The organism is Flavobacterium oncorhynchi (genome assembly GCF_002217355.1).
Classification (GTDB): domain Bacteria; phylum Bacteroidota; class Bacteroidia; order Flavobacteriales; family Flavobacteriaceae; genus Flavobacterium; species Flavobacterium oncorhynchi.
The window spans coordinates 335,472-362,215 of record NZ_MUHA01000007.1; the positions used below are offsets into that span (position 1 = coordinate 335,472).

Consider the following 26,744-nt stretch of genomic DNA (forward strand, 5'->3'; position numbering starts at 1 on the left):
ATTTTAAAGTAAAGCAGAATCCTGGATCTAGATCATATTGCAGAATTTTTAATAAGAAGCTCTTTTTTGTGGCTTCCATTCACTTTAATCATATTGTTCTAAAAAATATTTAATAACATCAGTTGTTGTTACAATTCCTTTCAGTTCTCCATTGTCTACAACAGGCAGAGCGTGAAAATCTTCTTTTGCAAAAACTTCCGCCAGATCTTTAATAATGGTATCAGAAGGAAGAGTTTTTGGTTTCGAAGTCATAACTTGCGAAATGCTGAGCATATCTAAGATCGCTTCATCTACACCTTCTTGTCCGTCAAACAAAGCACCAAAAGTCAATCGATTAACATCTGTTCGGCTTATAATACCAACTACTACTTTGCCATTTACAACTGGAATATGTCTAATCGAATTTGATTTTAGTTTTTCTACTACTTTTCTCAAATCATCATTTTGATTTACAGTCACTACGCTTTTAGTCATAATGTGACTAATTGGTTCTCTTTTTTTCATAATAGATAAGTGTTAAATTTATATCAAATATGTAAAATAATTCCGATAATATTTGTGACATTTATCAGCTTTTAAATCAAAACAAATGATTACCTATAATAGTTGAAATTTGAGAATATTGTGAAAAGGAATACTAGAAGTGACAGTTTTTTGAGAAATAGATTTGTAAATTCATTTTTAAGTTAATTCGAAATTGCATCGATTGAAATTAAAAATAGTATTTTTGCACTATGGAAACAAATAGACAGAAAAAAATAGGCAGTGTAATCCAGAAAGATCTGGTTGATATTTTGCAAGGTGAAGTGAGAAAAAATGGAATTAGCAACTTAGTAATTTCAGTATCCAAAGTTAGTGTTACTTCAGATTTATCTGTGGCGACAGTATATTTAAGTATTTTTCCACAAGAAAAAGCCAAAGAAACTTTAGAAGGAATAAAATCAAATACTACCTTAATCAAACATGATTTATCACAGCGCGTTCGTTTGCAATTACGCCGTGTGCCAAATCTAGTTTTCTTTATTGACGACTCTTTAGACTATATCGAGAAAATAGACAATGCTTTGGCAAACAGAGAGAATCCAATTGAAAACCGTGATCTACTAGAAAAAAGAAGAAAATCATAAATTGAATTTCCCCCTTTACATAGCCAAACGATATATTTTCAGCCGAAGTAAAAATAACGCTATCAATATTATCAATCGTATTGCCAGCATGGGAATTGTTGTTGGCACAATGGCTTTGTTTGTGGTGTTATCCGTTTTTAGCGGATTAAAAGTTTTTAGTCTTTCGTTTACAAACGAAATAGATCCCGATTTGAAAATGACAAGTACTTTAGGAAAATCATTTTTTATTTCTAAAGAACAAGAAAATCAACTCAAAAAAATTGAAGGAGTTGTCTCTTATACCAAAATTATCGAAGAACGTGTTTTGTTCTTATTCAAAGATAAACAGCATGTTACCTATTTAAAAGGTGTAGACAGTGTTTATCCTGTAGTAAACGATATCAAGAAAAAACTATTTAATGGGCAGTGGCTTAGAAGAGACTCTTATCAGGTAGTAATTGGATATAGAATGGCACAAGATTTCTCGATGGGAATTCTTGATTTTGAAAACCCGCTGCAGATATTTGCACCAAAACCAGGAACAGGAGCAATCGAAAATCCAAATGAAGCCTTTACAAAAACAGATGTATTGCCTGTTGGAGTTTACTCAATCAGTGAAGATTTAGATTCAAAATATGTATTTGCAGATTTAGGTCTTACTCAGGAATTATTGATGTATAAACCCAATCAGATTTCAGGTATCGAATTTAAACTGAAACCAAATGCAGATGAAAGTGCCATTACAAATCAACTAAAAAATATTTTCGATAACAAAGTCACTTTAAAAAACAGAGCACAGCTTAACGAGTCTTTATACAGAATGCTTAATACTGAGAATATTGTAGTTTATTTGATTTTTACTCTCGTAATTGTTGTAGCACTTTTTAATTTAGTGGGTGCTTTAATTATGATGATTTTAGAGAAAAAAGGAAATTTAAAAACCCTTTTTAATCTTGGAACAGAAATCAACAGCCTTCGAAAAATATTTTTACTTCAAGGAACACTGCTAAGTATTTTTGGAGGATTATTGGGTCTCGCTTTAGGTATTATTCTAGTAGTGCTGCAGCAAAAATATGAGCTCATTATGCTTACCGCAACTTTGGCCTATCCAGTAGTATTTACAGTAGAAAACGTACTTATTGTTTTAGGTACAATTGTTTCTCTTGGTTTTGTAGCTTCATTAATTGCCAGCAGCCGTGTAAGCAAAAAGTTGTTGGATTAATATATTTCTCTAAAAAATATTACTTACATTTATTGCTTTAAAAATCTACAGCATATGATTGTTTCTGCCTAATCCTAATTTTATTTTTTTAGAATAATTAGGATACTTACGTTTTACTCTCTTAGTTCAGATTATTACATCTGGGCAAATTTTATCATTTATCCTAAATATCATGACAGAAACAGTTATAAAGAAAAGTTTATTTTCTAAAATTTTCACCACCCTAAAACAAGCCTTACAAGGCGACGAATCTTTTGATTATACCTCTGGAAGTATTAAGAAAGCCGTAATTCTATTAGCCATACCAATGGTTTTAGAAATGATGATGGAATCGGTTTTTGCTTTAGTCGATTTGTATTTTGTTGGTCACTTAGAACACAGCAGTTTTGCAATTCAAACGGTTGGATTAACAGAGTCTGTATTAACAATTATATATTCTCTAGACATCGGATTAAGTATGGCAGCAACCGCAGTTGTAGCAAGACGTATTGGAGAAAAAGATCCTGTCGCTGCTGCAAAAGCCGGAATGCAGGCTATAATTATTGCATTTGTACTAAGTGTTTTTATGAGCATTTTTGGAATCATCTATGCCAAAGATATTCTTTTATTCATGGGAGCTTCTGTTGAAGCTGCTGAACATGGGTTTAGATACACTCAAATAATGATTGGCTCAAGTTTATGTATTACATTTTTATTCCTGATAAACGGAATTTTTCGCGGTGCTGGTAATGCGGCAATCGCAATGAAAAGCCTTTGGATTGCTAATATTTGTAATATTATTTTATGTCCAATTTTAATTAATGGTTTCGGATCAATTCCTGCTTTCGGATTAGTTGGTGCGGCGATTGCCACAACTTTAGGAAGAAGTATTGGGGTTTTGTATCAAATTTATCATTTGTTTTATGGAAATGGAGTTTTAAAAATTAAAATCTCCTATTTAATTCCAGATTTCAAGCAGATAAAAGCTTTAGTCAAAATTGCAGCTCCGGGAGTTTTACAATTTGTAATCGCTTCATGCAGTTGGATTTTCTTGGCACAATTAGTAGCTACAACAGGAGGCGATCATGGTTCTGCAGGTTATCAAACTGCATTGCGAATTATGATGTTTTTTATTCTGCCTGCTTGGGGATTGAGTAATGCAGCGGCAACTTTGGTAGGACAAAATTTAGGAGCCAAACAAATTGAGCGTGCCGAAAAATCAGTTTTTACGACTGCAAAATACAATTTGGTTTTTATGGCTTCTATTACAATTATAACATTAGTTTTTGGACAGTATATAATTTCATTTTTCACCAATGACGAAATAGTAAAAACGGTTGCAGTAGAAGCTTTGCAGATCATGTGCATTGGTTTTGTCTTTTATGGAATAGGAATGGTTTTAATAAATACCTTTAATGGAGCAGGAGATACGTGGACACCAACAGGAATTAATTTCTTCGGATTCTGGCTGTTTCAAATACCATTAGCCTACATACTTGCCAAACATTTTAATATGGGACCAACAGGAGTTTTCATTGCAATTCCAGTTGCAGAGACTGCAATAACATTAGCAGGAATCTTTTTCTATAAAAGAGGAAAGTGGAAAAGAGTTCAGGTGTAAAATTTATTTGTATACTTTTTCTTAAAAAAAGACGTTAAAATTTAGTAACCAAAAACTATATTATGAAAAATCGAATTAAATTTTCAGCGCTTTTAGGAATTTTAGGATTGGCAGTTATTTTTTCGTTTAAACCACTAGAGGCGAAAAAAACAATTGTAATTGATGCCGGTCATGGCGGAAAAGATCTTGGTGCCGACATGTATGGATTTCAAGAAAAATTAATTACGGAAACAATCGCAAAAAAAATTAAAGCATTAAATAAGGATAGTAACCTTGAAATCGTTTTACTTCGAGATAGTGATCGTGAGATGGAATTGAGCGAAAGAGTTTCTATAATCAATAATTTAAAACCAGATTTAGTTGTTTCTCTGCATGTTAGTAAAAGTATGAATATGAGTGTAAACGGAGTAGATGTCTATGTCCCATCAAATGAGACGTTTCATGAAAAATCAAAGGAAAGCGCAGTTATTGTAATTGATAAAATGACTGAAGCCGGAAATCTCGCAAAAAGAAGAGTTTCTGAAGCACCTTTTTATATACTAAAAAATGCTAGCTGCCCTGTAATGACAGTACAAATTGGATTTTTATCAAATGAAAAAGATCGCGATTACATTACCAGCGAAAAAGGACAGACAGAAATTGCACTTAACATTTTAGAAGCTGTAAAGTAAAAAATGATTGCACACTCAAAATAAAAAGACCTTCAATATTGAAGGTCTTTTTTTATATATCAGATTTTTATCAGAGTTGAAAACTTTGAAAAAGATTATATTTTAAGCAAATTCATATCCTGCGTAAACCTGCTCGATTTCCTTCATAATTGCGAATAAATCTTCAGGAGCATCAGTAGTAACCAGTTTTTGTTTGAATTCTTTAAAAGAATGAATTCCCTTAAAATAGTTGGTATAATGACGACGCATTTCTACAATTCCTAAACGCTCGCCTTTCCAATCCATAGACCATTGTAAATGATTTCTCGCCGCTTCAACACGATCAATAACCGTTGGAGCAGGTAAATGCTCGCCCGTTTTAAAATAATGCTTAATTTCATTAAAAATCCATGGATAACCAATTGCAGCACGGCCAATCATGATACCGTCAATTCCGTATTCGTTTTTATATTTTAAAGCCTTTTCAGGATTATCGATATCACCGTTTCCAAAAATAGGCATTGTAATTCTTGGGTTGTTTTTTACACGAGCAATATGCGACCAGTCAGAGTGGCCTTTGTACATTTGAGCACGAGTTCTAGCGTGAATCGTTAAAGCTTGAACACCTATATCTTGAAGCCTTTCAGCAACTTCATCAATATTAATCGAGTTTTCATCCCAGCCCAAACGCGTTTTTACCGTTACAGGCAAATCAGTACTTCTAATAACCGCTTTTGTCAAACGAACCATCAAGTCAACATCTTTCAAAACGCCGGCTCCAGCACCTTTACAAACTACTTTTTTTACAGGACATCCAAAATTAATATCTACTAAATCAGGTTTTACCGTAGAAACAATTTTAGACGAAAGTGCCATTGCTTCCTCATCACCACCAAAAATCTGAATTCCAACAGGACGTTCGTAATCAAAAATATCCAACTTCATTCTACTTTTGATAGCATCACGAATTAATCCTTCTGACGAAATAAATTCCGAATACATCATGTCAGCGCCGTGCGTTTTGCATAATCTGCGAAACGGCGGATCACTCACATCTTCCATCGGAGCAAGCAGTAAAGGAAATTCGGGTAATTCTATGTTGCCAATCTTGACCATCTTCATAATTTTTTGCAAAATTACAACTTTTAGTTCAATTAAAAAGATTCTAAGTTTCTAAGATGCTAAGGTTCTGAGTTTTTTATCCTTATTTAATATTAAAAAAGAAAAACTTAGAACGAAGTTCTGTAATCAAAAAACCGAATTGGTTTGCGGCTCATAGGGTTAAAAACCAAAGGGTTTAAAGTTTCTTTTGAAGCGAATTCTATTTTTGGAGTTACTCTTAATTTAGCTCTAAAATGATCTTTTATTTCCTGCAAAAATTCTGGAGTTTGATTTTTTACAGCAATTTTTATCACGATTTCATCCGTTCCTAAATCGTTTGTCGAAATTTCAATAATATGATTTTCGATATTATCAAAACCACTTAAAACATCGTTCATTGCCGGCGGATAAAGCGTTGTGCCTTTGTATTTAATCATTTGCTTTTTTCGTCCTAAAACAGGACCAACACGCAAAGTGTGTCGCCCGCAGGCGCAAGGTTCATTATGAAGCTGTACAACATCGCCCGTTTTAAAACGCAGTAAAGGCATCGCTTCAATACCTAAAGTAGTAAAAGTGAGTTCGCCCGTTTCACCATTTTTTACCGGTAGATTATTTTCGTCCAAAACTTCAACAATGATTAATTCTGGATGATGATGACCGCCTTTTCCGTGTTCACATTCTGTAAAAGCCGTACTCATTTCAGTAGAAGCATAAGTCGAAAATAACTTAATATTCCATTTATCCGTAATTTTTTTAGACAAAGTATTCATCGAAAAATCCTGATCTCTCAGCGATTCTCCAATGCAAATGGCGCCTTTTACACTCGAATTATTATAATCGATTCCGTGAATTTCGGCATATTCAATTAACTTCAATAAAAACGAAGGAACTGTAATTAAATAACTCGGATTGTATTTTAAAATCGAGTCCCATTGCATTTCAGGAATTCCGGCACCAACACGAATAACGCCTACTTTTAGTTTTCGAAGTCCCAGAAAATAAGCCAAACCAGCCATAAATTTTCTGTCGATTGTAGTCATCAACTGTACAACATCGCCTTCGGTAATTCCTGCACAGGCAAAAGAAATAGCTTCATTATAAGCCAATCGATCTAAATCAGAATCAGTTAAACCAAAAGTTACAGGATCGCCCAAAGTACCTGAAGTAGAGGCGTAGTCGATAATTTTATTTTGCGGCACGCATACAAAATCATCATTATATTGTTGTAAATCTTCTTTTGTAGTAACAGGCAAAAATTGTAAATCTTCGAGTGTTTTAATTTTCGAAATATCGATATTTTGTCCAGCAAAAAGTCTTTTGTAAAAAGGTGAATTTTGACTGATATATTCTAAAAGTTCGGTAAGTTTTTTTTCTTGAAAAATTTTAATTTCTTCTAAAGAATCTTTTTCTATTGCTGGAATCATTGTAGTTTTCTTTTGATCTTTTTTAAATATTTTTCAATTTTTTCTTTTTCAGGTGCAGTGGTGATTTCTTTTGTCAAAGCTTTTTCAAAATTAAGCTTTGCCTGTTGAAAATCTTTTATTTGGTAAAAGTACAATCCTGGCTTATAATATACAACCCAATAATCAGGGTTTAAGAATTGGTAATTTTGAATAAATGCAGCCGAAATACTTTCTTTTTTTTCAAGCAGAGCATCTATTTTATGATCTTCAATTCTAAATTTTTTATAATTCTCGTAAGCTGTAGTTTGTAGAAAAGGATCTTTGGCAATATTTAAATTTTCTAGTTGAAACGAAACCAAAGTATCTGTTTTTCGATTACTAAAAACAGTATCTAAGTTGTAGCAGACAAATTCGCCTAATTGATACGGATTTGCAGACACCCAGACTAATTTTTCTTTAGGTTTAAAAATAATTCCATGATGTGCCATAAGCTGATTTAGTGCTTTTTCAGATCCGTAACCAAGCGGAATATTTTTTAAACCGTTTTTGTTTCGAAGAATTTCAGAAGCAATTTCAGGATTTACTTTTGAATTTTCAGATAAAAGTTCCTGCATTCTTTCAAATCGATATTCAGAATGGCTGTTGGCGATTTGAGCTTGATTTCTTTTGTCATTTTTAAAGGCATCGCCTTGAAAATGATTAGAACAAATTAATTCATTGCTGTTTGAAACATCGAAAACATCCATTTTTTTGGGAGAAACTTCGATTAAAACTGCTTTGTTATCATTTGCACTTCCTACCATTATAGATTCAGAAACAAATACTTTTCTTTTTTTGGCAATCGCAATGGCTTCATCTATAGTTGCGGCGTGCTGTAGAATTTCTCGAGTAAGGATCGAAATTGGTGTTTTGGCAATTAACGGAATTTTCGATTTTGATGCATTAATTGTAATTGTTAAGCCTTCTTGGTTCATTCCAGAAACCGCACCAATCATTCCCGGCCAAGTAATCATCATAAATTTATGACCTTCTTTCGGATTTATGAATGCTATAATTTTATTTTCCGCAAAAGCGTCATTTACATAAAAATCAAAATTTCGTCCAAGAATTAAACTTCCATCTTCCGATCTTTCATTCCAAGCAGCAAAAGAAGAACAGCCGACTAAAGCTAAATCTTGAAGAGCATGGCCAATATCGTGTGCAGCGTGTAAATACAGGCCGCGTTGATATTTGGATGCAATATTGTCGAACTCATGCGAAGTATATTCTGAAACGCCAAAAATTTCTGTTTGATATTCTTCAGGAACATTCAAATATAATTTTCGATTGTACCATTTTAAAAAATGACGAAGCATTTTCTGCTCAAAATTTGACGGAATTAAATCGGTTATTTTAGAGAAAAAAATCTGTTGTTGTTTTTTTAAAAGTGAATCTGTCAAGGCGCCGGTGTTTAAACCAATTTCAAGTGGATCGCCTTCAGCATACAATTCCCAAAGACCTTGTTTGTTTTTTAAAAGAGAATTTTTTCCTGAAGTAAAAACAGAGTCAGAAATTTTCTTGACAACTGGTTTTTCCGAATTATACCCCAAAATTTCGGGTTGATGGTGCATTGATTTTGATGTTCCGCAAGAAACAAGCGATAGTAGAAAACCGATAAATAAAAAAAATGAGATTCGGTTTTTCATGATTCTTTATTCAGATTCTTTGTTGATTTTGGTAACCAAATATTCTTTACCAATAATTTCAGAGCAGGTCGAAACGGCGCCAATTGTTACACCCAACACTCCGTGCATGTTTATGCTTTGACCCGTAAGATACAAATTATCCAATTTGGTTTTTGCAGGGATTAATGTTTTCATCGGATTATTAGAATCTTTAACATATCCGTACATATTTCCGTTGTAACCGCCAATATAATCACGATAGGAAAGCGGTGTCGAGGAATGAATCGATTTGATACAATCTTTAATTCCTGGAAATTTTAGTTCAATTTCATCTAAAAATTTAGCCGTTTTTCTCGCTTTAAATTCTTCATAACTTTCCCCTCGATCGCTTTTTTCGGCAGTTGTATTAAAAGTACCGCTCCAAGGAGCCATATCTTCATATTTCATATAGGTAATAAACGTCATTCCGTCAGCCCAGATTTCATCTTTTTTTGAGGCATTCATCGAAGCCATAAAACCTTTTGGCCAAGAATCATCATCATAATCATGTGCAGTCCATACTTCGCTGCTTTTTTTGAAATGATAGAAATTATGATTGATATATTTAAAAGTTTGGGGTTTAAAAACCAAATACAAACTAAAAGCCGAAATGACACCTTCAAGACTTTGAACTCTATTAACAAACGCTTTTCTAAAGTTTTCTTCACCAGCCATTTTCAAAGTTGTCTTAGGTTCAATATTTGAAATAAACCTTGAGCCAAAAACTTTTGTTCCGTCTTTTAATTCTACAAATTCAACTTTGTTGTTTTCGACATGAAATCGAGTAACTTCTTTGTATTTGTAAAATTCGCCGCCGTATTTTTTAAGCTGTTTTAAGAGTTGTTTTGTGATCTGGCTTCCGCCGTTAATGCATCGCCATGAACTTTGAATGTATGAGTTTATCGAAAGAGCATGAACGTAAAATGGCGATTTGTCTGGAATTCCAGCATATAAAAAATTAGAGCCGGCAAGAACCGCTTTTAATTTTTCATTTTGCGTGCATTCCTCAATCGTTTCTTTGGCATTAAGTGCAAGAATTTCGTTTTCATATTTTCCTTCCCAATTTAAATTGTAAAGCGGAAAAGCGTCACAGATCGCCTTTAGTTTTTCGCAGTATTTATCAATATTGGCTTTTTCTTCAGGAAAAAAGGCAGTCAGCTGTTTGGTGAAATTATCATATCCCTGCGCATGCGGATATTCGTTCGGATCATCTTCAAAAGAAATCATATCGTAACAGTTATCATCTAATTTTTTCAAATTTAGATGCTTCATAATACCGATATAATTAAAATATTTATAGAGATTTTCGCCTTTATCTAAGCCTCCGATATAGTGAATTCCAGTATCAAAAATAGTTTTATCACGAACAAAAGTCTGCAGATTTCCGCCGTATTGATTGTTTTTTTCGAGCACACAAACGCTGTAGCCTTCTTTAGCCAAAATTATAGACGAAACCAATCCGCCTAAACCGCTGCCAACAATTACTACATCGTAATGCTCTTTCATCCTATTTTTTCTTTAATACAGTTATAGCATTCTCTTCAGCAGCAATTTCAAAACCAGCAGCAATCAGTTTAGCTTTTAAATCTGGACAGCTGATTAAAATTATTGCCGTGCTTAAAATGATTTTTTCAAAAGCAGCAGCATAGCTTTCATCAGAAATTAAAAGAATTTCATGTTGATTTTCAAATGCTGCTTCTATTTGATCAGAATAGAGTATTTTTCTCTTTTTAAGGAAATAATTCGTTTTTGCAACAGCCAATTTTTCTTCATCATTTATAAATGAAAACACCTTTCGCTGCGGTTCCTGCAAAGTCAATAAAACATCGAGCTGCCCATAATCATTTGTAAGATGAAGTACTTTAACTTTAGAATCAATGTATTTATTTAAGTTGTAATAGGTTTCTAAATTTTGACTTAGATCTTTTTTTACACTATTGCCTATTTCAAGTTCTTTATAATCATAGCTGTTAATGAGCATTGATTTAAAATAAGCAGGACCTTCGAGCTGCTGGCGAATTTTGCGATATTCAGCTTTAAAGAAAGAACTGATTTGTTTGGTACGCTCGGCATAATTATTTCCAAAAGAATTATTTTCGGGAGTAATTCGTTCTAAAATTGAAACGGTAAGTGTGCTGCGATGAATTACAAAATCGCCTTTTGGAATCGCTTCTGAGGCACCGTGAATTACAACGGGAATAATATCTAAGTTAAATTCTTGAGCAAGAAAGAAGGCTCCTTTATGAAATCTTTTTACGACATTGTTTTCAGAACGGGTTCCTTCTGGAAATACCATTAAAGAGTAACCTTCTTCAACTTTTTTTCTCAGATGTTCCACACCGCCCTCAAGGCCTTCAGAAACAGGATAAAAGCCTGCTTTTCGAACTGTACCGCCAAATATAGGAGAGTTGTAAACCCAGTCGCTTACTAAAAAAATAATTTTTGGACTCAGCATTCCCATAGCAAGAATATCTATAAACGAAGAATGATTTGCGATTATAACAGCTGGTTTATCAAACGTTTCATTAAAATTATTGACAACTTTTTTGTGTATAAATGGGTTTGAATACAATACAGATTTCATGAATTTTGAAATCACATATCTAAAACCTTTCATTTTTGTTTTTTTGCTCAGCGGTAAAATCGGCATTATGGTAAAACTGAAAATCGACATTAAAATGCCGCCCATGCCATAATAGAAAAACGAAATTACACCATGAACAAAAGTGCGTAATTGAAAAGGAGGATTTCCGTTTTTAGGCCTATTCGACAGAAACAATTTGAACAGTATAGGATAAAAAATAAACGTGATAATTAAAGCTGCAAAAACTCCAATTAAGGAAACAGAAGAAATAGATCGCAATGCTGGATGTTTTGCAAAAATCATCGCGCCAATTCCTAAAATGGTTGTAATTACCGCTAGAATAATTGAAGTTCTGTAAATGGCAATTTCATTTTTCCCAGAAGAATATTCTTTTTGTAAAGCACTTGTCATGAAAATACTAAAATCAACACCATGACCAAAAATCAAGGTGCAGACAATCATACTGAAAATATTCATTTGAATACCAAAAATGCCCATAATTCCAGCCGTAACAATTCCTGTTAAAGCAATTGGAATACAGCTGATAATCACTAATTCGATTCTTCGGAAGAAGAAAAATAAAATCAAAATTACGGCAACAAAAGAATAATTTACAAGAGAATTAAAATCGGTTTTTAAAGTACTGAAAAAGGTTTCATTCATTTGCTGACGATCAATCGCAATGATGTTGTCTTTGGCAGAAGTTGATTTTACAAAAAGATCACGTTGTTTTGGGGTAACTTTTACTAAAGATGAAATCGTATAAAAACCATTTTTTTCGGTTACAAATTCTTTCAACTGAAGCGCTTGAACTTTTAAATAATCTGAAATAGAAATTGGTTTAAAATCAAAATCTAAATGATCAAAAAAGATCGAGTAGGTCGTTGGTTTAAAACCAAGTTTTGAGCCTTCGGAAATCAATTGTGATTTTAAATTTTCTTTTTTCTCAGCATTCCAAAATGAATTCCATTTTTCAATTTTCTTTTTTTGCGCTTCCTGCGAAAGTACAATGCCGCCAATTGAACTAAAATTTAATATTTTATCTTGTTCTTTTTCATTCGATAAATCTCCAAAAAGCTTGTTGTTGTTTTGTAGTACTTGCTCCATACTTTTTCCATACGAGGCAACATAAATGGTTTTTGAAGTTAAACTTGTGCTTTCTTCCAATTGTTTTTCGGCAGCTTTAATGTCTTTTGGGACAAAATTTAACTGCGATAAATCGTTATTGAAACCAACATTATTATAAGTAAAACAACAAACGATTGTTATTATAACACACAGCCCAATCAGGATTTTATTATTATGAAAGGAGAAATGCGCGAGTTTATCAATCGCATTTTTTTTATGTTCAAAATTGTCTTGTTTTGGATTATACAAATGCGGAATAATCAAAAGAGAGAAAACTCCAGTTGCCATAACGATTACAGCGGCAAAAATTCCAAGATCATTTAGGGCATCAGATTTTACAAAAAGCAGACATAAAAATGCAACGGCAGTTGTTGAACTGCTCATAATTACTGGCATTGTAATATCTTTGTACAATGTTTTAATATCGCTGTTATGCTTGTAATGCGTAAGAATGTGAAGCGAATAATCGATCGTAATTCCTAACAAGATTGATCCAATTCCGAGTGAAATAGCTGAAATTTGTTCTTTCACAAAGTATAAAAAGGCAACGGCAAATAAAGCTCCAAAAACGGTTGGAAGAAAAATAATAAGCGGAATTAATATTTTTCTATAAAACAATATCAGAATCAACATCAAAGTAAACATCGCAATTGATGTTGTTAAAACAATATCGCTTTTAATTTGTTTTGCATTGGCAGCCGCAATTAAAGCGGAACCAAAATAACTCACAGAAGTTTTTCCTTTAAACTGCTGATTTAAGTTTTCCTGAATTGATTTAAGTTTTTCGGCAAAAATGGAATTTTTTTCAGTTTCACTTGATGAAATATCCGAGGTTATAAAAAGCAGTAAATTCTTTTTATCCTTTGTCATTACAAAACCATTATCGAGTGTAAAATCGTCGCCAATATTTAATTGCTGTAACTTTTTTAAAGCAATAAAAGAAATTCCAAGTGGATCCTGAAGAATAAAATCTTTGGTAATAAATCCAGATGGAGAAATAATCGATTTGTAATTTCCTTGTACAGTTGCCGCAATGCTGTCTTTTTGCAGTTTGTTTTGAATGGCAGTATAATCTTTATCATCTAGAAAAAGAGGCAGATTATTGTAAACAAAATCAATGGTTTCCTGAATGTTTTCTTCGTCTATTTTTCCTTGAATTCCAGTAATGTATGGTTTGCAGGATTTAGAAACACTGTCTGAAAAAACAGCAGCCATTTCTTTTAAATCATCTTGCGAACCGTTTTTTTCGAGTTTAAAAATAACGGTTGTTTTATCAGCAAAATTTAATTGTTTTAAAACTTTTGCAGTTGCATCGGCTTTGTCGTTTGCTGGAATAAGTTTGCTGATGTCTTCTTCAAACTTAATTTGTGATGCAAAAAAGCCAAATACTAAAAGCATCAAAACGGCCAAAAGAACCGATAAAGATTTTCGTCGGTTTACAAATAAATGAATGGCGTAAAAGTATTGATGCATAATTATTTATTATTGTTTTTTTACCACAGATTACATGGATTAAAATGATTTTAGTATCTGTGTCAGTTTGCCACGAATTTCACGAATTTCCACTAATTAATATAGCAGAGATAGCGTAATTTTTTTTAGCCACAGATTAAAAGATTAGTTTTAGTTTGTCGCCCTGAGCGAAGTCGAAGGGCGTTCCAATTGGACGTGGGCTTCGACTTCGCTCAGCCTGACAAATTGGATGTAAAAATCATTTTAATCCGTGTAATCTGTGGCAAACCTTACTTAATATTCGTTTTGTTCTTAGAACTAAAAGCGCTTAAAAGCAAATAACTTATAAAGCCAGCTGATAGTGCCGAAACGGATGCTAAAATAAGACTTCCTGCGATATATTGCGTAGCATTTTTTTGAATATCATCAAACGTGACAGAACTATCTAAAACTAAAGTGTCATCTCCTGCTACAAAAAAACTTCCCATTTTTAAGGAACCATATATGACAAACGGAATGAAAGGCGGGAAACTTACATTTGAAGCTAGATAAGCAATGACTTTGTTGAGCCTGAATAAGGCTGCAAAAGTAAAAAGCAGTACGGTTTGAAAACCCCAAAATGGTGAGATACCAATAAAAACTCCTAAAGCAATTGACGCCGATTTTATGAAATTAGAATCGTTGCTTTCTAAAATATCTTCAAGAAAGAATTTTTTAAAACCTTTTTTTTTTGCTCTTCTAAAAAAATCTCTCGGTTTAATGTACAACAGAGCGTTGATTACCAAAACGGTATTTAAAATACTGATTCGGGTAAAATCTCTAAAGGGACGAAAATGCGAAACACGTTCAGCAGGATCGTATAAAACTTGTATAGGAATATTTTTAACTACAATTCCTTTCCACGCGGAACGAACAATTACTTCAATTTCAAACTCAAATTTATTGGTGTAAAATTGTTTCGGAATTAATTTTAAAGGATACAATCTAAATCCTGATTGTGTATCTTCAAGCACAATTCCGGTTTCAAACTTAAACCAGAAATTCGAAAATTTATTTCCAAAACTACTTTTCTTAGGAACATTTTCCTGAGTCATGTTTCGGCTTCCAATTAAAAGCGAATTGGGTTCTTTTTGAATTGCTTCAATAAAAACAGGAATATCAGAAGCAAAATGCTGTCCGTCTGAATCAATCGTAATGGCGTATTCAAAATTTTGTTCAATTGCTTTTCTAAAACCATTACGCAGTGCTCTGCCTTTTCCTAGATTTTTAGGATGATGAATTTGAGTTAGGTGATGATATTGTTTAAGAATTTCGTTTGTTTGATCAGTCGAACCATCATTAACAATAATGACATTTGAGGTGAAATCTAAAATAGAATCCAGCACTTTTTTCAATGTTTTTTGATTATTGTAAGTGGGTACAATAACACAAAAAGAAGTTGAACTGAGCAGATCTTGCTGAGATAATATAGGTTTCATTGGGAGTTGTTCTTGAGCTTATTTTACAAACTGCTTCTCCTTGTCAGAGAAACTTTTAGATTGTAAAACAAAGTCCTTTAGATATAGTTTTAAAGCAGTATTTTGCTCGGCATAATGAGCGGTAATAAAAGCTTTATCTTCTTTAATATTTTTTTTGTAGCCGGTAATTCCAGGAACATCTTCCTGAATACTTAAGCGAATCATTCTAATTTCGATATTGTTTGGATCACTTTTTATCGTCGCTTCCAGTAATTTGGCACCTTCCTTAAAACGATCCATTTTGTCTCTCAATTTTTTCTCGAATTTTGAATCTAATAAAATAGATGCCGCTTTGTAAGCCACCAAAATTTTATCATCATCATTAGAAACACCAGAAAGTTTCTGCGTAAATTCTTTTGCATTAGTTTCTGATTTTGCAACATCAGAATACATTTTTCGGATAGAAGCCAGATCAGGAGTTCCAACAAAATTGATCCAAAGAAGTAATGATATAAGTAATTTCATAATTATAATTTTTTATACGCATTGCTCAATTTCAGTGCAACGGTATCATTAAAATAAGTGGTGTTTTTCACCTTTACCAAATCATCTTCTGTGACAGTTATATCAAGTTCTAAGCGTAACTCAGGATTTGTCTCAGGATTTATTAATGCCATGAATTTTACATTTGTCAAGGTTTGAATCATCAACGAACTTTTGGTAATAGATTCGGTAAGTTCTTTAATAATTTGAATCATGCAAACGCCCGGCATTATTGGGTTTCCAGGAAAATGCCCCTTAAAAACCTCATGATTGGCATTAACTAATATACGAATATTATATTTAGCATCGCCCGTTTTCTCTTCTGAAAGTACTTTATAGAAGTCTTTTAAAACCATAATTTTATTTTTTTATTTCACCTCAAAAGAGTAAGAAACACCAATTTGAAAATTGACATTAGTATTATAATCACCAAAAAGATAATGACTATTAGAATTGTTATAATAGTAATCGCTGTCTAAAACGTCTAAAAGTCCTTTTTTAAATCGAAATTCAAAAGCTAATCCAGAAGGCATTTTATAAGCAAGACCTGTTACAAATGAAAGATCATTATATGTTTTTCTAAAAGCTAAATTATCGTTTAAAAGAACATCTAAAGCTGGTCCAAATTGTATTTGAAAACCTTGCCCAAATGTAAATTTGTTAATCATAGCGATAGATAAATAACTCATTTGTAAATCCTGATAAACGATTTTTTCTGTTTGTGTATTTGGGTCAATAAAATTTCGCGCAACATTATTTGATCCTTGTCGGATATAATTTATTTCAGGCTGCAGCGCGTAACGTTTCGTTAGATTTATTTCGCCAAAACCGCCTATATAAAAGTCAGGTCTGTAATCTGCATGCATTTCTGAAATTGTCGAAAGACTCAAACCTGCTCGTAAACCGGGTTTAAAAGTTGCTTGAGCTTGTATGTTTACAACTGCGAAAAAAAGAAATAGGGCAGTCACTATTTTACTTTTATACATCTATTTTACTTTAAAAGTATAACTAATACCAATTTGAAAAACTTGATTTAAGATAACATCATTATAGTAATAATCGTTATTATCGTAATCAATTCCGTCGTAACCATAAATATCAATTAATCCTTGTTTAATTCTGGCTTCAAATGTTAATCCGTTTGGCAATGTATAGCCAATTCCGCCAACAATGGCAAGGTCAAAACTTTCGGGATTGCTATTGATATAATTATCAGAAACTTTTAAATCTAAAGATGGACCGCCCAAAATGTGAAAGCCTTTACCGCCAATATTAAATTTTGCAACCGCACCAAGTGTTAAATAATTTAGTTCATAATTTACATAACGATAATTATTGCTGTTCCCAAAATATTCTCTTCCTTCATCACCTTGTCTAGAATAGGTTATTTCAGGCTGCAGCGAAAAATATTTATTAAATTTAATATTCACTAATCCACCAACATAGAAATCTGTTTTAGATTGATTATCATCAATATTGGTTAATGTTGACACATTTAAACCACCTCGTAGCCCTGGACTAACTTTTACTTGTGCTTGAGATAATTGAATTCCGATGCATAAAACGAATGCAATTAAGGTTATTTTTTTCATCATTAGATTAGTTTAGTTTTAGGATTAGTTTAAATTTTTATTCTGATTTAAAATAATTAAGCTCAATTTTCAATTTAATATTTTGATGAATTATCTGAATCTTTTCGGCAAAAATATTGTTTTCTGAATTGAAATACAGCGTAAATTTTTCTTTTGTTTTGGAGGCGTGAACTATCTTTTCTAGTTTTTGATCTTTTTTAGAAACAAAAATGTAATTGTCTCGTTTTCCATCTGCCGATTTATAGATATTATCTGATTCATTTTCAAATTGCTCTTGAATCAAATATTGTTTTTTCAAAAGCAGTCTAAAATCTTCTTTCAAAGTATTGATCAATATTTTTCGATCTAATTCAGAAACAATAGAATTGATTTTAAAATCAGTTTCAGAAATTTCGAAATCCATTAATTTATTTCCAAATTCTGTTGTAAAAACAATTCGGTGTGTGGTATCGTTTATTTTTTTCGCAATGAAAATCCCTGATAATTCATTTCCGTAAACGCTTATGTTAGTTTTATAAACATAATCGGTTTTTGAATCTGAAAAATACGGAACATCATAAGACGTTTTGTCTATTTTTTTGGGCGTATAGTTTTTTGTGACCGAACCGCACGAAACTAAAACAATTGCCAGAAAGCAATTAATTAGTAAAAACTGAATCGTCGATTTTTGCATTGATTACTTTATTTTTAAGTACAATTCTAGTATAATCTTCAGATGATTCTAACAATTTTACCTGAACAACAGTTGCCTCTTCTTTGTCAAAACTCAGTTCAATTTGTTTGATGTATTTTTTCAGCGCAGCATCTTTCGGAATAAATTTTGCCAGATTCTGCCCTTTCAATTTAAAGTACGAAATCGCAAATTCTTTGTCATCAAACATATTGCCGCTTACACTTCCGACAATTAATTTATTAATTCTTGCAAAGATTTTGCTGTTGCCAATATCAACCGCACTTTTCTTTCCTTCATCATTAATTAGGATTTTTCCGTTTTTGAAAGTAATGCTGTAGTTGTATGGTTTTTTATACTGCCATTGCAAAAGTGCAGGTTCTTTAAAAACCATTTTTCCCGAAGTTTCAATGTCTTTTGATAAAAAATCTAAATGCTTGTATTGAACAAAATCGGTACTTAAAGTTTTAATTTTTTTCGCGACAATATTTACGTCTTCTTTAAATTGAGTGATTTCTGCAGCAGTCATTTTTTGCTCTTGAGCAAACAAACTGCTTGAAATAAAAAGAATTACTAATGCTATTTTAGTTTTCATGTTTTTTTAAATTGTACTTTAATTTTTTTGCCACGAATTGCACCAATTTTCACGAATTTTCGATTTAATAAAATCCGTTTTTATCCGCGTTTTCGCGATAGCGAATCTGTTTCATCTGTGTTCAATTTTTATAAGCCTTTAGATTTAAAAGTTCTTCGATTGAAACGACCTGATAATTATTTTGTTGTAAAAATTGCAAAAACTGTTCCAATACTATAACGGAATGTGAACCAGTATCGTGCAAAAGTACAATTCCGCCGGGAGAAACTCGTTTTATAATTTGGTTGAAGATTAATTCCACATTTGTTGTCCCTCCGTCAAGCGAGCGAATATTCCAGCCAATTGTTTTATGTCCGGTAATTTTTAAGGCTCTTCGAATAGATGGTGTAGTAACTCCGTAAGGCGGACGAAAGAAGTTTATTTTTTTTGAAGTATATTTTTCCAGAAGCGAATCTGTTTTTTCTATTTCTTCTTTTATTTGTTTGGCATTATAAAAATCAAAAAACTTAGAATGGGAATAAGAGTGATTTCCAACCAAATGACCTTCGCAAATAGTTTGTTTTACGATTTCAGGATGTGTTTCTACGTTTTTACCAATGCAGAAAAAAGTCGCTTTGGCATTGTATTTTTTTAAAAGCGCTAAAACTTCCAAAGTAAATTCACTTGGTCCGTCATCAAAAGTGAGCGCAATTTTTTTCTCTGTTTCTAATGGATTATTGCAGAAAGTTTTTACATGATAATTAGATGAAATTCTCGAAGAACCAAAAGCATTTATTCCGATCCAAAGAAAAATTAGAGCCAAAAAACACCATATATTTATTGCGATATAGACATTCAAAAGAAGCAGTAAAAGCAATAAAAAGATAAAAAATATCGAGATGTTTTTATGCGTTATCATTTTGAAAGTAACGTAAAACTATGATTTTTTCCGCTTAATTGATTGTATAATAAAATGGTTTTGTAAGCGGGTTTTGTAACCGAATTTACTTTTATAATTTCTGGAATTTCCTGTGTTTTTAAAATTTTAGAAGCCATCCAAAAAGCAAATGCAGAAGCCGTATCGTATTCGCCGCTCAAATGTTTGTAATACAAAATAGGCGTTTTTGCGAAAGCATTTTCAGCTAGATTGCTGTAATAATTTTCAAAATCGGCATTTCCGTCAAAACCTAAAACTAATGCATCGATATCTGAAATCTCTAAATTATTGGATTTCAAAAATGATGTAATTTCATTTTCAATTTCATTTTCTTCCAGCGTATTTACAATAGCAACATCTAGAAGTTCAGCGTAAGTAGTATCTTTTCTTTCGTTTTCTAAAACAAAAAAGCTCGCACCTTCACCATAAACGGCACCGCTGGTTGCAGCATTTAAAACATCATAAGGAGCAGAATTATCTGCTTTAATACGTCCGTTTAATTTGAAAAGAGAAGTAGTATATTCTCCGTTTTCGTCAACACCGCCTACTAAAATCGAATTGGCTTCGTCTTCTTCGATCTGCATTTTTGCATCCAAAAGCGCCGATTCAAAAGAAACCGCACCATTTACATACGTAAAATTATAACCTTTACATTGTTGTAAAAGTGCAATTTGCGCACCAACGGTATTATGCGTAGATTGAATAAAAGAAGTTGGCGTTAAAAACTCTTCTTTATTATCTAAAATGCTTTTCAGGAATTTTTCAGAATCTTCGATGCAGCCTAAACCAGTTCCAGTTATGATTGCGTCAACAATTTCAACATTGGCATCTTTCATAGCCAAAGCCGAAGCTACGATTCCGTTTTTTACGCCTTTTGCCATTCTCCGGCTTGCAGCTGGCGAAATATATTCTTTGTATGCCGGAGGAACTATCGCCAGTACATTTTCGTTATGATTTACAACAGCTTCTTCTAAAAAAACAGTATCAAATGTTTTTTGAGTCGAAATACAGCCTACTCCATTTATATATGTTTTTTTCATTTTAGCTTTTTGAAAATATAAGAGTTGAACAATTTCCTCCAAATCCAAAAGAGTTAGATAAAACGTGTTCGATGTTTTTATTTTTTAAAGTAGTTTGCGGCGTCAAATCGAATTCTTCCATTTGGGTTTCAAAATTCAAATTTGGATAAACGACATTATTCTGAATCGACAAAACGCTGTAAACAGCTTCAATTGCTGCTGCAGCTGCTAAAGTGTGACCTGTAAATGGTTTTGTTGAACTAAAATCGGGAACTTTTTCCTCTTCATAAATTCGGCGCAAAGCTCTTCCTTCAGATAAATCGTTATTTGGAGTAGCAGTTCCATGAACGTTGATATAATCTATTTCAGAAGGTTTTAAACCCGAAACTTCAAACGCTTTTTTCATTGCTAGAAAAGCGCCGTCTCCATTTTCTGAAGAAGCCGTTTGGTGAAAAGCGTCATTTGCATTTCCGTAACCCGAAACTCTTGCCAGCACTTTTTTATTTTGTTTGGCAACAATTTCATCCGATTCTAAAACCAAAAAAGCAGCAGCTTCTCCAAGATTCAACCCTTTTCTGTTATTGTCAAAAGGTTTGTTGTAATCGTCGGATAAAATCATTAAAGTTTTAAATCCGTTGATAGTGAATTTTGCTAAAGCATCGGCACCGCCAACAATTACACGGTCTAATTTTCCGGTTTTAATCAATCTTGCACCTAACATAATCGAATTTGCTGCAGAGGAACAAGCGGTACTTATGGTTGTAACCATTCCTTTTAACCCCAGTTCTTCAGCAATTTTTTCAGCAACATCACCGCCGTCGTGACAGGTAATGTATTTAACCAATTCAGGTTTTTCGAAATAATCGTAATAATGTGTCTCTGTCATGTCCATTCCGCCTACACTAGTAGCCGAAATAAGTCCAGTTCTAAATTCATTTATAGCGGTGATTCCAGCATTTTCAACGGCTTGTTTTGCCGCCAAAGTACCAATCATAGCAGTTCTCGAAAAATTATTATCGCTGTTTAATCCCAGTTCGCTGATAAGCTCATCGTTGGTTTTTTTGATTTCACCTACTTTAATAACATCTGCATGAACTGTAGAAATATTTGAGATACGAGAAATCCCGATTTTATTTTCGATTAACGAATGATAATTTTCCTCAACCGAATTTCCGATCGAAGAGATAATTCCCATTCCAGTTATTGCAACACCCTTTGTCATTTTAGACTTCTTAGATTTTTAGACTTGCTTAGATTATTAGAATTTAGACTTGCTTAGATTTTTGGATTTCTAGATTTAGACAGTTTTTTTGTCTAAGAAGTCTAAAAATCTAAGTCAGTCTAAGAAGTCTTATTTAGTTCTGTTAGCGCTGATATAAGCCGCCATAGTTTCGATAGATTGGAAAATTGTTTTTCCTTCTTTCGGATCTACTAATTTAATTCCGTAATCTTTATCTAAAATCACGATCAATTCAAGTGCATCAATGGAGTCCAAACCTAAACCATCTCCAAACAAAGGATCGTTATCAGCAATATCTTCTACTGTGATATCTTCAAGGTTTAGAGTAGTAATAATTTTGTTTTTCAATTCTTCTTTTAATGCTTCCATGATTATTTATTGTATAATGTATTGATAGTTTCGTTTGTATATTTTGCGCTTTCTTCTTTGCTTATAGTGCAGAGAAAAGCTTTATAATTATCATTAAAATATTCTACCCAACCGCACAAAACCATATCTGCTTTATTCGTATTCAGAAGAATGTCCGAATAATTCGACATGAATTCGGTGTTAAAGGCATCAAATATAAAGAAAGAATTCTCACTTTTCAGCTGATGACGAATACTTATTTCACCCAGACAAATATTTGGCAGTGTATAAACAAAAACCGCTGGACTCGGATAATAGTTTTCTTTGTTTGAAATAGATTCTTGATATTTTACATCGGTATCTAAACTCGACGATTTATTGGCTAAAACCAAAGCGATATTATTTTCTTCTTCTGTTAAAGTTATCGGACTCAAAAGCAATTCTGATCCTAAAAAAGCGAGTTTGCTCAAAGCATCCATTTTGAAAAACTTTGGATACTGCATTTCAAAATTACGATAGGCTTGTTTCGAGAAATCAGCAAAATCTGTTGGTTCAATTTTGAATACAGAAGTTCCGTTCAAAACAATTTCGTTGTTTTGGATGGTGATGTAGGATTGTATGTTGGTTTTGTTGTGATTCATTATTATAATTTAAACACGAATTTTACGAATTGTCACAAATTATTTAGGCTTAAAAATTACACTAATTAATCCGTGTGAATTAGTGTAATTGGTGTTTTATTTTACTTTCTCAAAAACAACCGCCGTATTACAACCTCCAAATCCAGAAGCTGTTTTCAGGAAATAATTAATAGTTGCCTTTTCATTTTTCTCAGTCACATTTATAACTTCACTTACCCCAATTTCGTCAAAACCTTTTGATTCAAAAAGCATATTTTTATTTACCGATTCTATAGCAATTACGGTTTCCAATAATCCTGAAGCGCCTAATGTATGACCGTAAAAACCTTTTAAACTATTTACAGGAACATTTTGCAAATCCAATCGATTTAAAGCAATGGCTTCCATTTCGTCGTTAAACGGAGTTGCGGTTCCGTGTGCTGAAATATAATCTAATTTGCCGGCTTCAATTTGTGCTTCTTTTAAAGCATTCTGAATACTTCTGAACAAACCTTCACCTGTTCTTGACGGACCCGAAATATGATTGGCATCGTTTATCGAACTGTCGCCAATTACTTTTATTTTTGCATTTTTGGCTTCCGCCGCAACTAAAACAGCAGCCGTCGCTTCGCCTAAACTTACTCCAGTTCTGTTTTTAGAATAAGGTTTACAAGGCAGTTCACTCATTGCTTGAAAAGCATTAAATCCAGATAAAACAAATTCTGAAACTTCGTCTCCTGCTACAATAAAAACATTGTCGTAAAGTTCAGACTGAATCATTCTTTTGGCAACTGAAACTGCTAAAATTCCAGAAACACAAGCATTTGAAACTACAATTGGCTGCGTCGTAAATCCGAAGAAATCAGAAACATTTTTGGCTAAAACATCTAAATGCGCATTATTGAAACTGTCGCTAGTATTGTATTTTAAAGCCGTCACATTTCCTTTTGTTGTCGAAAGTATAAAGGCAGTTTTTGAATTGAATTCGATTTCTGAGTTTTTGATAATTGGCTCTAAAGCCAAAATCATCATTTTCTCTAAACGAGAATATTTGGTTTCAGTGCTGATTTTTGAAAAAGCACTGTTTATTTTTTCATCAGAAATAATTGAAGCATAAAATGGATTTGGCATTAAAGAAATATCATTGTGAAGCTGAATTCCAGAATCGCCGCGAAGAATCGCTTCAACATTTGATTCAACATCAAAACCTAAAGGTGTGATACAATTCGTTTGTGTGATGTATATTTCTTTTAACATTTTATGATTTTCAATTTTTAAAGTTTCACGCAGATTAAAAGGATTTTTTTAATTCGTGCTAATTCGTGAAATTAGTGGCTAAAACTTTATTTCAACAGCCCAACTTTCCTTTTCCATTCTTCATAAAAAGGAGGATTCGTCAGCATTAGATTTCCTTCTTTATCTAAAAAAACCTGAACGGTTTCGCCAGTACAAGCTATTTCACCTTTAGCATCAATAATTTTAAAACGATAAATCATTTTGGCGGCAGGTGTATCAACAACCGTTGTTTCAATTGTTACAACATCGCCGTAGCGTAAAGACAATTTATGTTCACATTTTGATTTTACAATTGGCGTTGTATAACCCGTTTTTGCAATATCTAAATAGGTAAGTCCGTGTTCACGACCAAATGCTTCGCGTCCATCTTCAAAATACGTGATATAATTGCCGTGCCAAACAATTCCAAGCGGATCAGTTTCGTTAAAACGAATTCTGATTTCGTGAGAAATGGTTAAATCTGTGGCTTCGTTAAACTGTTCTTTTCTTTTTGTCATAAAATAAGGCAATGGATGTTGTGATAATAAAGAACAAAAATAACAAACTTATTTTTGGGATGATTTCTAGGAATGAAACGCTGCGCAATAAAACATCATAAAAAGCTTCTAATCCCCAATTCATAGGTGATGATTTGGCAATGATCTGCATGATTTTCGGCATGGCAAAAACAGGAACCCAAACACCGCCAATTGCCGCGAGAATAATAACGCTCGTTGCTCCAAAAGGAGCCGATTGTTCTTGTGTACTGGCAACGGTTCCTAATAAAATTCCGAATCCAATGGCGGCGAAACCTGAAAATAAAGCAACCACACTCATTAATGCTAAATGTCCTTCGATGTTTAAAGAAGGCAATCCAATGGATGGAAATAAGAATACGGCAACGGCAACCATCATATAAAACTGAATCATACAGATGATCGAGTAGGTAATGGTTTTTCCGATTATCACAACTAAATTAGAAACGGGATTGGTTCTTAATCGAACGAAAGTTCCCTGCGATTTTTCTTTTACAATATTAATGGATAACGGAATTACAATAAAAAATATCGCAAAAAGCGTCCAAGCTGGAACGTTATGCTGTACAGAATTTGGACGAACTTCTTTGTTGTTTATTCTCGGAATTATTTCTTTGAAAGAAATGAAGCTTTTTTGCTCGAAGTCGGCATTTCCTCCTAATTGATTTTGGAAAGTGGTGTAAATAGATTTGGTTTCGATTTGCGAAATCATTTTGTCGATCGAACTCATGACCGCATTTTTAAAACTCATTTGAACCGCTGGATCAAAATACAGTTTTACTTCCTTTTCTTTTATTATTCGCTGCGGTTCACTCGCTGCAGTACTATCAGTCATGCCTAAACTGCTGACAATTTTCTCGACATTTTGATCTACTTTGGCTTGTAAATCAGAACTTAAATCTTTTGGAATTACAATAGCCAGTTGAAATTTTCCTTTGTAAACATTTTCTCTGGCAATATCTTCTGTAATCGTTTTATTGTCGATTTGTGTAACAACGCTGAATAAATCGCTTTTTTCTAAATTATCAAAAACAGTTTTTGATACCGAACCTTTATCATTATCGACTAATAAAATCGGAATTTTAGAATCGCTGACTTTTTTAAAAGTACTGTCTTGAATTAATGTAACGGTAATGACCAAAACTAATGGCATTATAAATAGAATAATCAACCCGCCTAAATCTCGTTTAAGGAGTAAAAATTCTTTTACGACAGACATCCAAATTTTATACATCATCTCTCAAGTCTTTACCGGTTAATGAAATAAAAACGTCTTCAAGATTTCGAGCATCTTTTGTTGATTCAATTAAAATTGAAGGTGTGTTTTGCGCATAAATTCGACCTTGGTCTAAAATAGCAATGTTGGTGCAGAAATCTTCGGCTTCAGCCAAATGATGTGAAGTATAAATAATCGTTGTTCCGTTTTGGTTCAACACTTTCAGATATTCTATAATGGCATTTTTAGAATGAACATCAACGCCAACGGTTGGTTCGTCTAGAAATAAAACTTTTGGTTTATGCAGAATCCCGGCAATTAAATTGACACGGCGTTTCATTCCGCCAGAGAAAGTTTCAACTCGTTTATCGGCAAATTTTAACAAACCCAAAAGGTCTAAAGTTTCGATTACTTTATCTTTTAAATCAGAGCCTTTTAAACCGTACATACTTCCAAAATAATGAAGATTTTCTCTTGCGGTAAGAGTAGGATATAAGGCATATTCTTGCGGAACAACTCCTATAATTTTTTTAATTTTTGAAGAATGATTGGCATAGTTTAAACCATCAATTGTAAAATGTCCTGAAGTTGGTTTTACCAATCCGCAGAGCATTGAAATTAAGGTTGTTTTTCCGGCGCCGTTTGGACCTAGTAAACCAAAAATTTCTCCTTCATTTATAGCCAGCGAAACATTGTTCAAAGAAAACTGGTCGGCATCTTTGTACTTTTTCGAAAGGGATTCTATTTTAATTATAGATTGCAAAATAT

General features: G+C 32.9%; 26 protein-coding genes. 4 read left to right on the forward strand and 22 right to left on the reverse strand.

The genetic code is table 11. From position 1 onward, the window contains the following. Window positions 1-84: 84 nt before the first annotated feature. Window positions 85-504: a CBS domain-containing protein gene (locus tag B0A75_RS06915; RefSeq protein WP_089053564.1), complete on the reverse strand. Its 420-nt coding sequence runs from the start codon at window positions 502-504 to the stop codon at window positions 85-87. Between the two features lie 230 nt (window positions 505-734). Between B0A75_RS06915 and rbfA the strand changes: the two genes are divergently transcribed. From rbfA to B0A75_RS06935, 4 genes are all read left to right on the forward strand, one after another. Continuing rightward, window positions 735-1,127: a 30S ribosome-binding factor RbfA gene (rbfA, locus tag B0A75_RS06920; RefSeq protein ID WP_089053565.1), complete on the forward strand. Its 393-nt coding sequence runs from the start codon at window positions 735-737 to the stop codon at window positions 1,125-1,127. A gap of 1 nt (window position 1,128) precedes the next feature. Continuing rightward, on the forward strand, window positions 1,129-2,328 hold the full coding sequence (locus B0A75_RS06925; protein ID WP_089053566.1) for an ABC transporter permease: 1,200 nt from the start codon (window positions 1,129-1,131) through the stop codon (window positions 2,326-2,328). Window positions 2,329-2,500: 172 nt separating this feature from the next. After that, window positions 2,501-3,928, forward strand: a complete 1,428-nt coding sequence (locus tag B0A75_RS06930) for an MATE family efflux transporter (RefSeq protein WP_089053567.1) — start codon at window positions 2,501-2,503, stop codon at window positions 3,926-3,928. Between the two features lie 62 nt (window positions 3,929-3,990). Then, window positions 3,991-4,599, forward strand: a complete 609-nt coding sequence (locus B0A75_RS06935; RefSeq protein ID WP_089053568.1) for an N-acetylmuramoyl-L-alanine amidase family protein — start codon at window positions 3,991-3,993, stop codon at window positions 4,597-4,599. 102 nt (window positions 4,600-4,701) lie between these two features. Here B0A75_RS06935 and dusB read toward each other — a convergent pair whose 3' ends face one another. From dusB to B0A75_RS07040, 21 genes are all read right to left on the reverse strand, one after another. After that, entirely contained in the window at window positions 4,702-5,694 is a 993-nt protein-coding gene (gene dusB / locus B0A75_RS06940; protein WP_089053569.1) for a tRNA dihydrouridine synthase DusB, read from the reverse strand. 113 nt (window positions 5,695-5,807) lie between these two features. Further along, window positions 5,808-7,103, reverse strand: a complete 1,296-nt coding sequence (locus B0A75_RS06945; RefSeq protein ID WP_089053570.1) for a phenylacetate--CoA ligase family protein — start codon at window positions 7,101-7,103, stop codon at window positions 5,808-5,810. Further along, window positions 7,100-8,767 (reverse strand): C45 family autoproteolytic acyltransferase/hydolase, encoded by a 1,668-nt coding sequence (locus B0A75_RS06950; protein WP_089053571.1) that lies wholly within the window; start codon window positions 8,765-8,767, stop codon window positions 7,100-7,102. Before B0A75_RS06950 ends, B0A75_RS06945 begins: the two co-directional genes overlap by 4 nt. Before the next feature lie 6 nt (window positions 8,768-8,773). After that, window positions 8,774-10,291: a phytoene desaturase family protein gene (locus B0A75_RS06955; RefSeq protein WP_089053572.1), complete on the reverse strand. Its 1,518-nt coding sequence runs from the start codon at window positions 10,289-10,291 to the stop codon at window positions 8,774-8,776. A 1-nt stretch (window position 10,292) separates the two neighbouring features. After that, complete coding sequence (locus B0A75_RS06960; protein ID WP_089053573.1) at window positions 10,293-13,970, reverse strand: 1-acyl-sn-glycerol-3-phosphate acyltransferase; 3,678 nt, start codon at window positions 13,968-13,970, stop codon at window positions 10,293-10,295. A gap of 269 nt (window positions 13,971-14,239) precedes the next feature. After that, on the reverse strand, window positions 14,240-15,427 hold the full coding sequence (locus tag B0A75_RS06965) for a DUF2062 domain-containing protein (protein WP_089053574.1): 1,188 nt from the start codon (window positions 15,425-15,427) through the stop codon (window positions 14,240-14,242). A gap of 18 nt (window positions 15,428-15,445) precedes the next feature. Next, window positions 15,446-15,931 (reverse strand): hypothetical protein, encoded by a 486-nt coding sequence (locus B0A75_RS06970; RefSeq protein WP_089053575.1) that lies wholly within the window; start codon window positions 15,929-15,931, stop codon window positions 15,446-15,448. Between the two features lie 2 nt (window positions 15,932-15,933). Next, window positions 15,934-16,305 carry a hotdog family protein gene (locus tag B0A75_RS06975; protein WP_089053576.1) on the reverse strand — a complete coding sequence of 124 codons (372 nt, stop codon included), beginning with the start codon at window positions 16,303-16,305 and terminating at the stop codon, window positions 15,934-15,936. A 12-nt stretch (window positions 16,306-16,317) separates the two neighbouring features. Further along, the gene (locus B0A75_RS06980; RefSeq protein ID WP_089053577.1) at window positions 16,318-16,935 is read right to left on the reverse strand and encodes an outer membrane beta-barrel protein; all 618 of its coding nucleotides are present in this window, start codon (window positions 16,933-16,935) and stop codon (window positions 16,318-16,320) included. After that, complete coding sequence (locus B0A75_RS06985) at window positions 16,936-17,541, reverse strand: porin family protein (RefSeq protein WP_089053578.1); 606 nt, start codon at window positions 17,539-17,541, stop codon at window positions 16,936-16,938. Between the two features lie 37 nt (window positions 17,542-17,578). Then, a complete protein-coding gene (locus B0A75_RS06990; protein ID WP_089053579.1) occupies window positions 17,579-18,214 on the reverse strand; it encodes a hypothetical protein in 636 nt (211 codons plus the stop codon). Beyond that, window positions 18,180-18,806 carry an outer membrane lipoprotein carrier protein LolA gene (locus B0A75_RS06995; protein ID WP_089053580.1) on the reverse strand — a complete coding sequence of 209 codons (627 nt, stop codon included), beginning with the start codon at window positions 18,804-18,806 and terminating at the stop codon, window positions 18,180-18,182. The genes B0A75_RS06990 and B0A75_RS06995 overlap by 35 nt, the downstream gene beginning before the upstream one ends. A gap of 121 nt (window positions 18,807-18,927) precedes the next feature. Further along, window positions 18,928-19,608, reverse strand: a complete 681-nt coding sequence (locus B0A75_RS07000; protein ID WP_244284355.1) for a polysaccharide deacetylase family protein — start codon at window positions 19,606-19,608, stop codon at window positions 18,928-18,930. A gap of 92 nt (window positions 19,609-19,700) precedes the next feature. Beyond that, window positions 19,701-20,762, reverse strand: a complete 1,062-nt coding sequence (locus tag B0A75_RS07005; protein ID WP_089053582.1) for a beta-ketoacyl synthase N-terminal-like domain-containing protein — start codon at window positions 20,760-20,762, stop codon at window positions 19,701-19,703. A 1-nt stretch (window position 20,763) separates the two neighbouring features. Beyond that, complete coding sequence (locus tag B0A75_RS07010; protein WP_089053583.1) at window positions 20,764-21,963, reverse strand: beta-ketoacyl-[acyl-carrier-protein] synthase family protein; 1,200 nt, start codon at window positions 21,961-21,963, stop codon at window positions 20,764-20,766. A 129-nt stretch (window positions 21,964-22,092) separates the two neighbouring features. Then, on the reverse strand, window positions 22,093-22,350 hold the full coding sequence (locus B0A75_RS07015) for a phosphopantetheine-binding protein (protein WP_089053584.1): 258 nt from the start codon (window positions 22,348-22,350) through the stop codon (window positions 22,093-22,095). 2 nt (window positions 22,351-22,352) lie between these two features. Continuing rightward, window positions 22,353-22,970, reverse strand: a complete 618-nt coding sequence (locus B0A75_RS07020; protein ID WP_089053585.1) for a beta-ketoacyl-[acyl-carrier-protein] synthase family protein — start codon at window positions 22,968-22,970, stop codon at window positions 22,353-22,355. Window positions 22,971-23,066: 96 nt separating this feature from the next. Then, window positions 23,067-24,206: a beta-ketoacyl-[acyl-carrier-protein] synthase family protein gene (locus B0A75_RS07025; RefSeq protein WP_089053586.1), complete on the reverse strand. Its 1,140-nt coding sequence runs from the start codon at window positions 24,204-24,206 to the stop codon at window positions 23,067-23,069. Window positions 24,207-24,292: 86 nt separating this feature from the next. Beyond that, window positions 24,293-24,742, reverse strand: a complete 450-nt coding sequence (locus tag B0A75_RS07030; RefSeq protein ID WP_089053587.1) for an acyl-CoA thioesterase — start codon at window positions 24,740-24,742, stop codon at window positions 24,293-24,295. Further along, window positions 24,717-25,997, reverse strand: coding sequence for an ABC transporter permease (locus tag B0A75_RS07035; RefSeq protein ID WP_165765098.1), 1,281 nt, complete (start codon window positions 25,995-25,997; stop codon window positions 24,717-24,719). The genes B0A75_RS07030 and B0A75_RS07035 overlap by 26 nt, the downstream gene beginning before the upstream one ends. After that, window positions 25,987-26,739 carry an ABC transporter ATP-binding protein gene (locus B0A75_RS07040; protein WP_089053588.1) on the reverse strand — a complete coding sequence of 251 codons (753 nt, stop codon included), beginning with the start codon at window positions 26,737-26,739 and terminating at the stop codon, window positions 25,987-25,989. The genes B0A75_RS07035 and B0A75_RS07040 overlap by 11 nt, the downstream gene beginning before the upstream one ends. Between the last annotated feature and the right edge of the window lie 5 nt (window positions 26,740-26,744).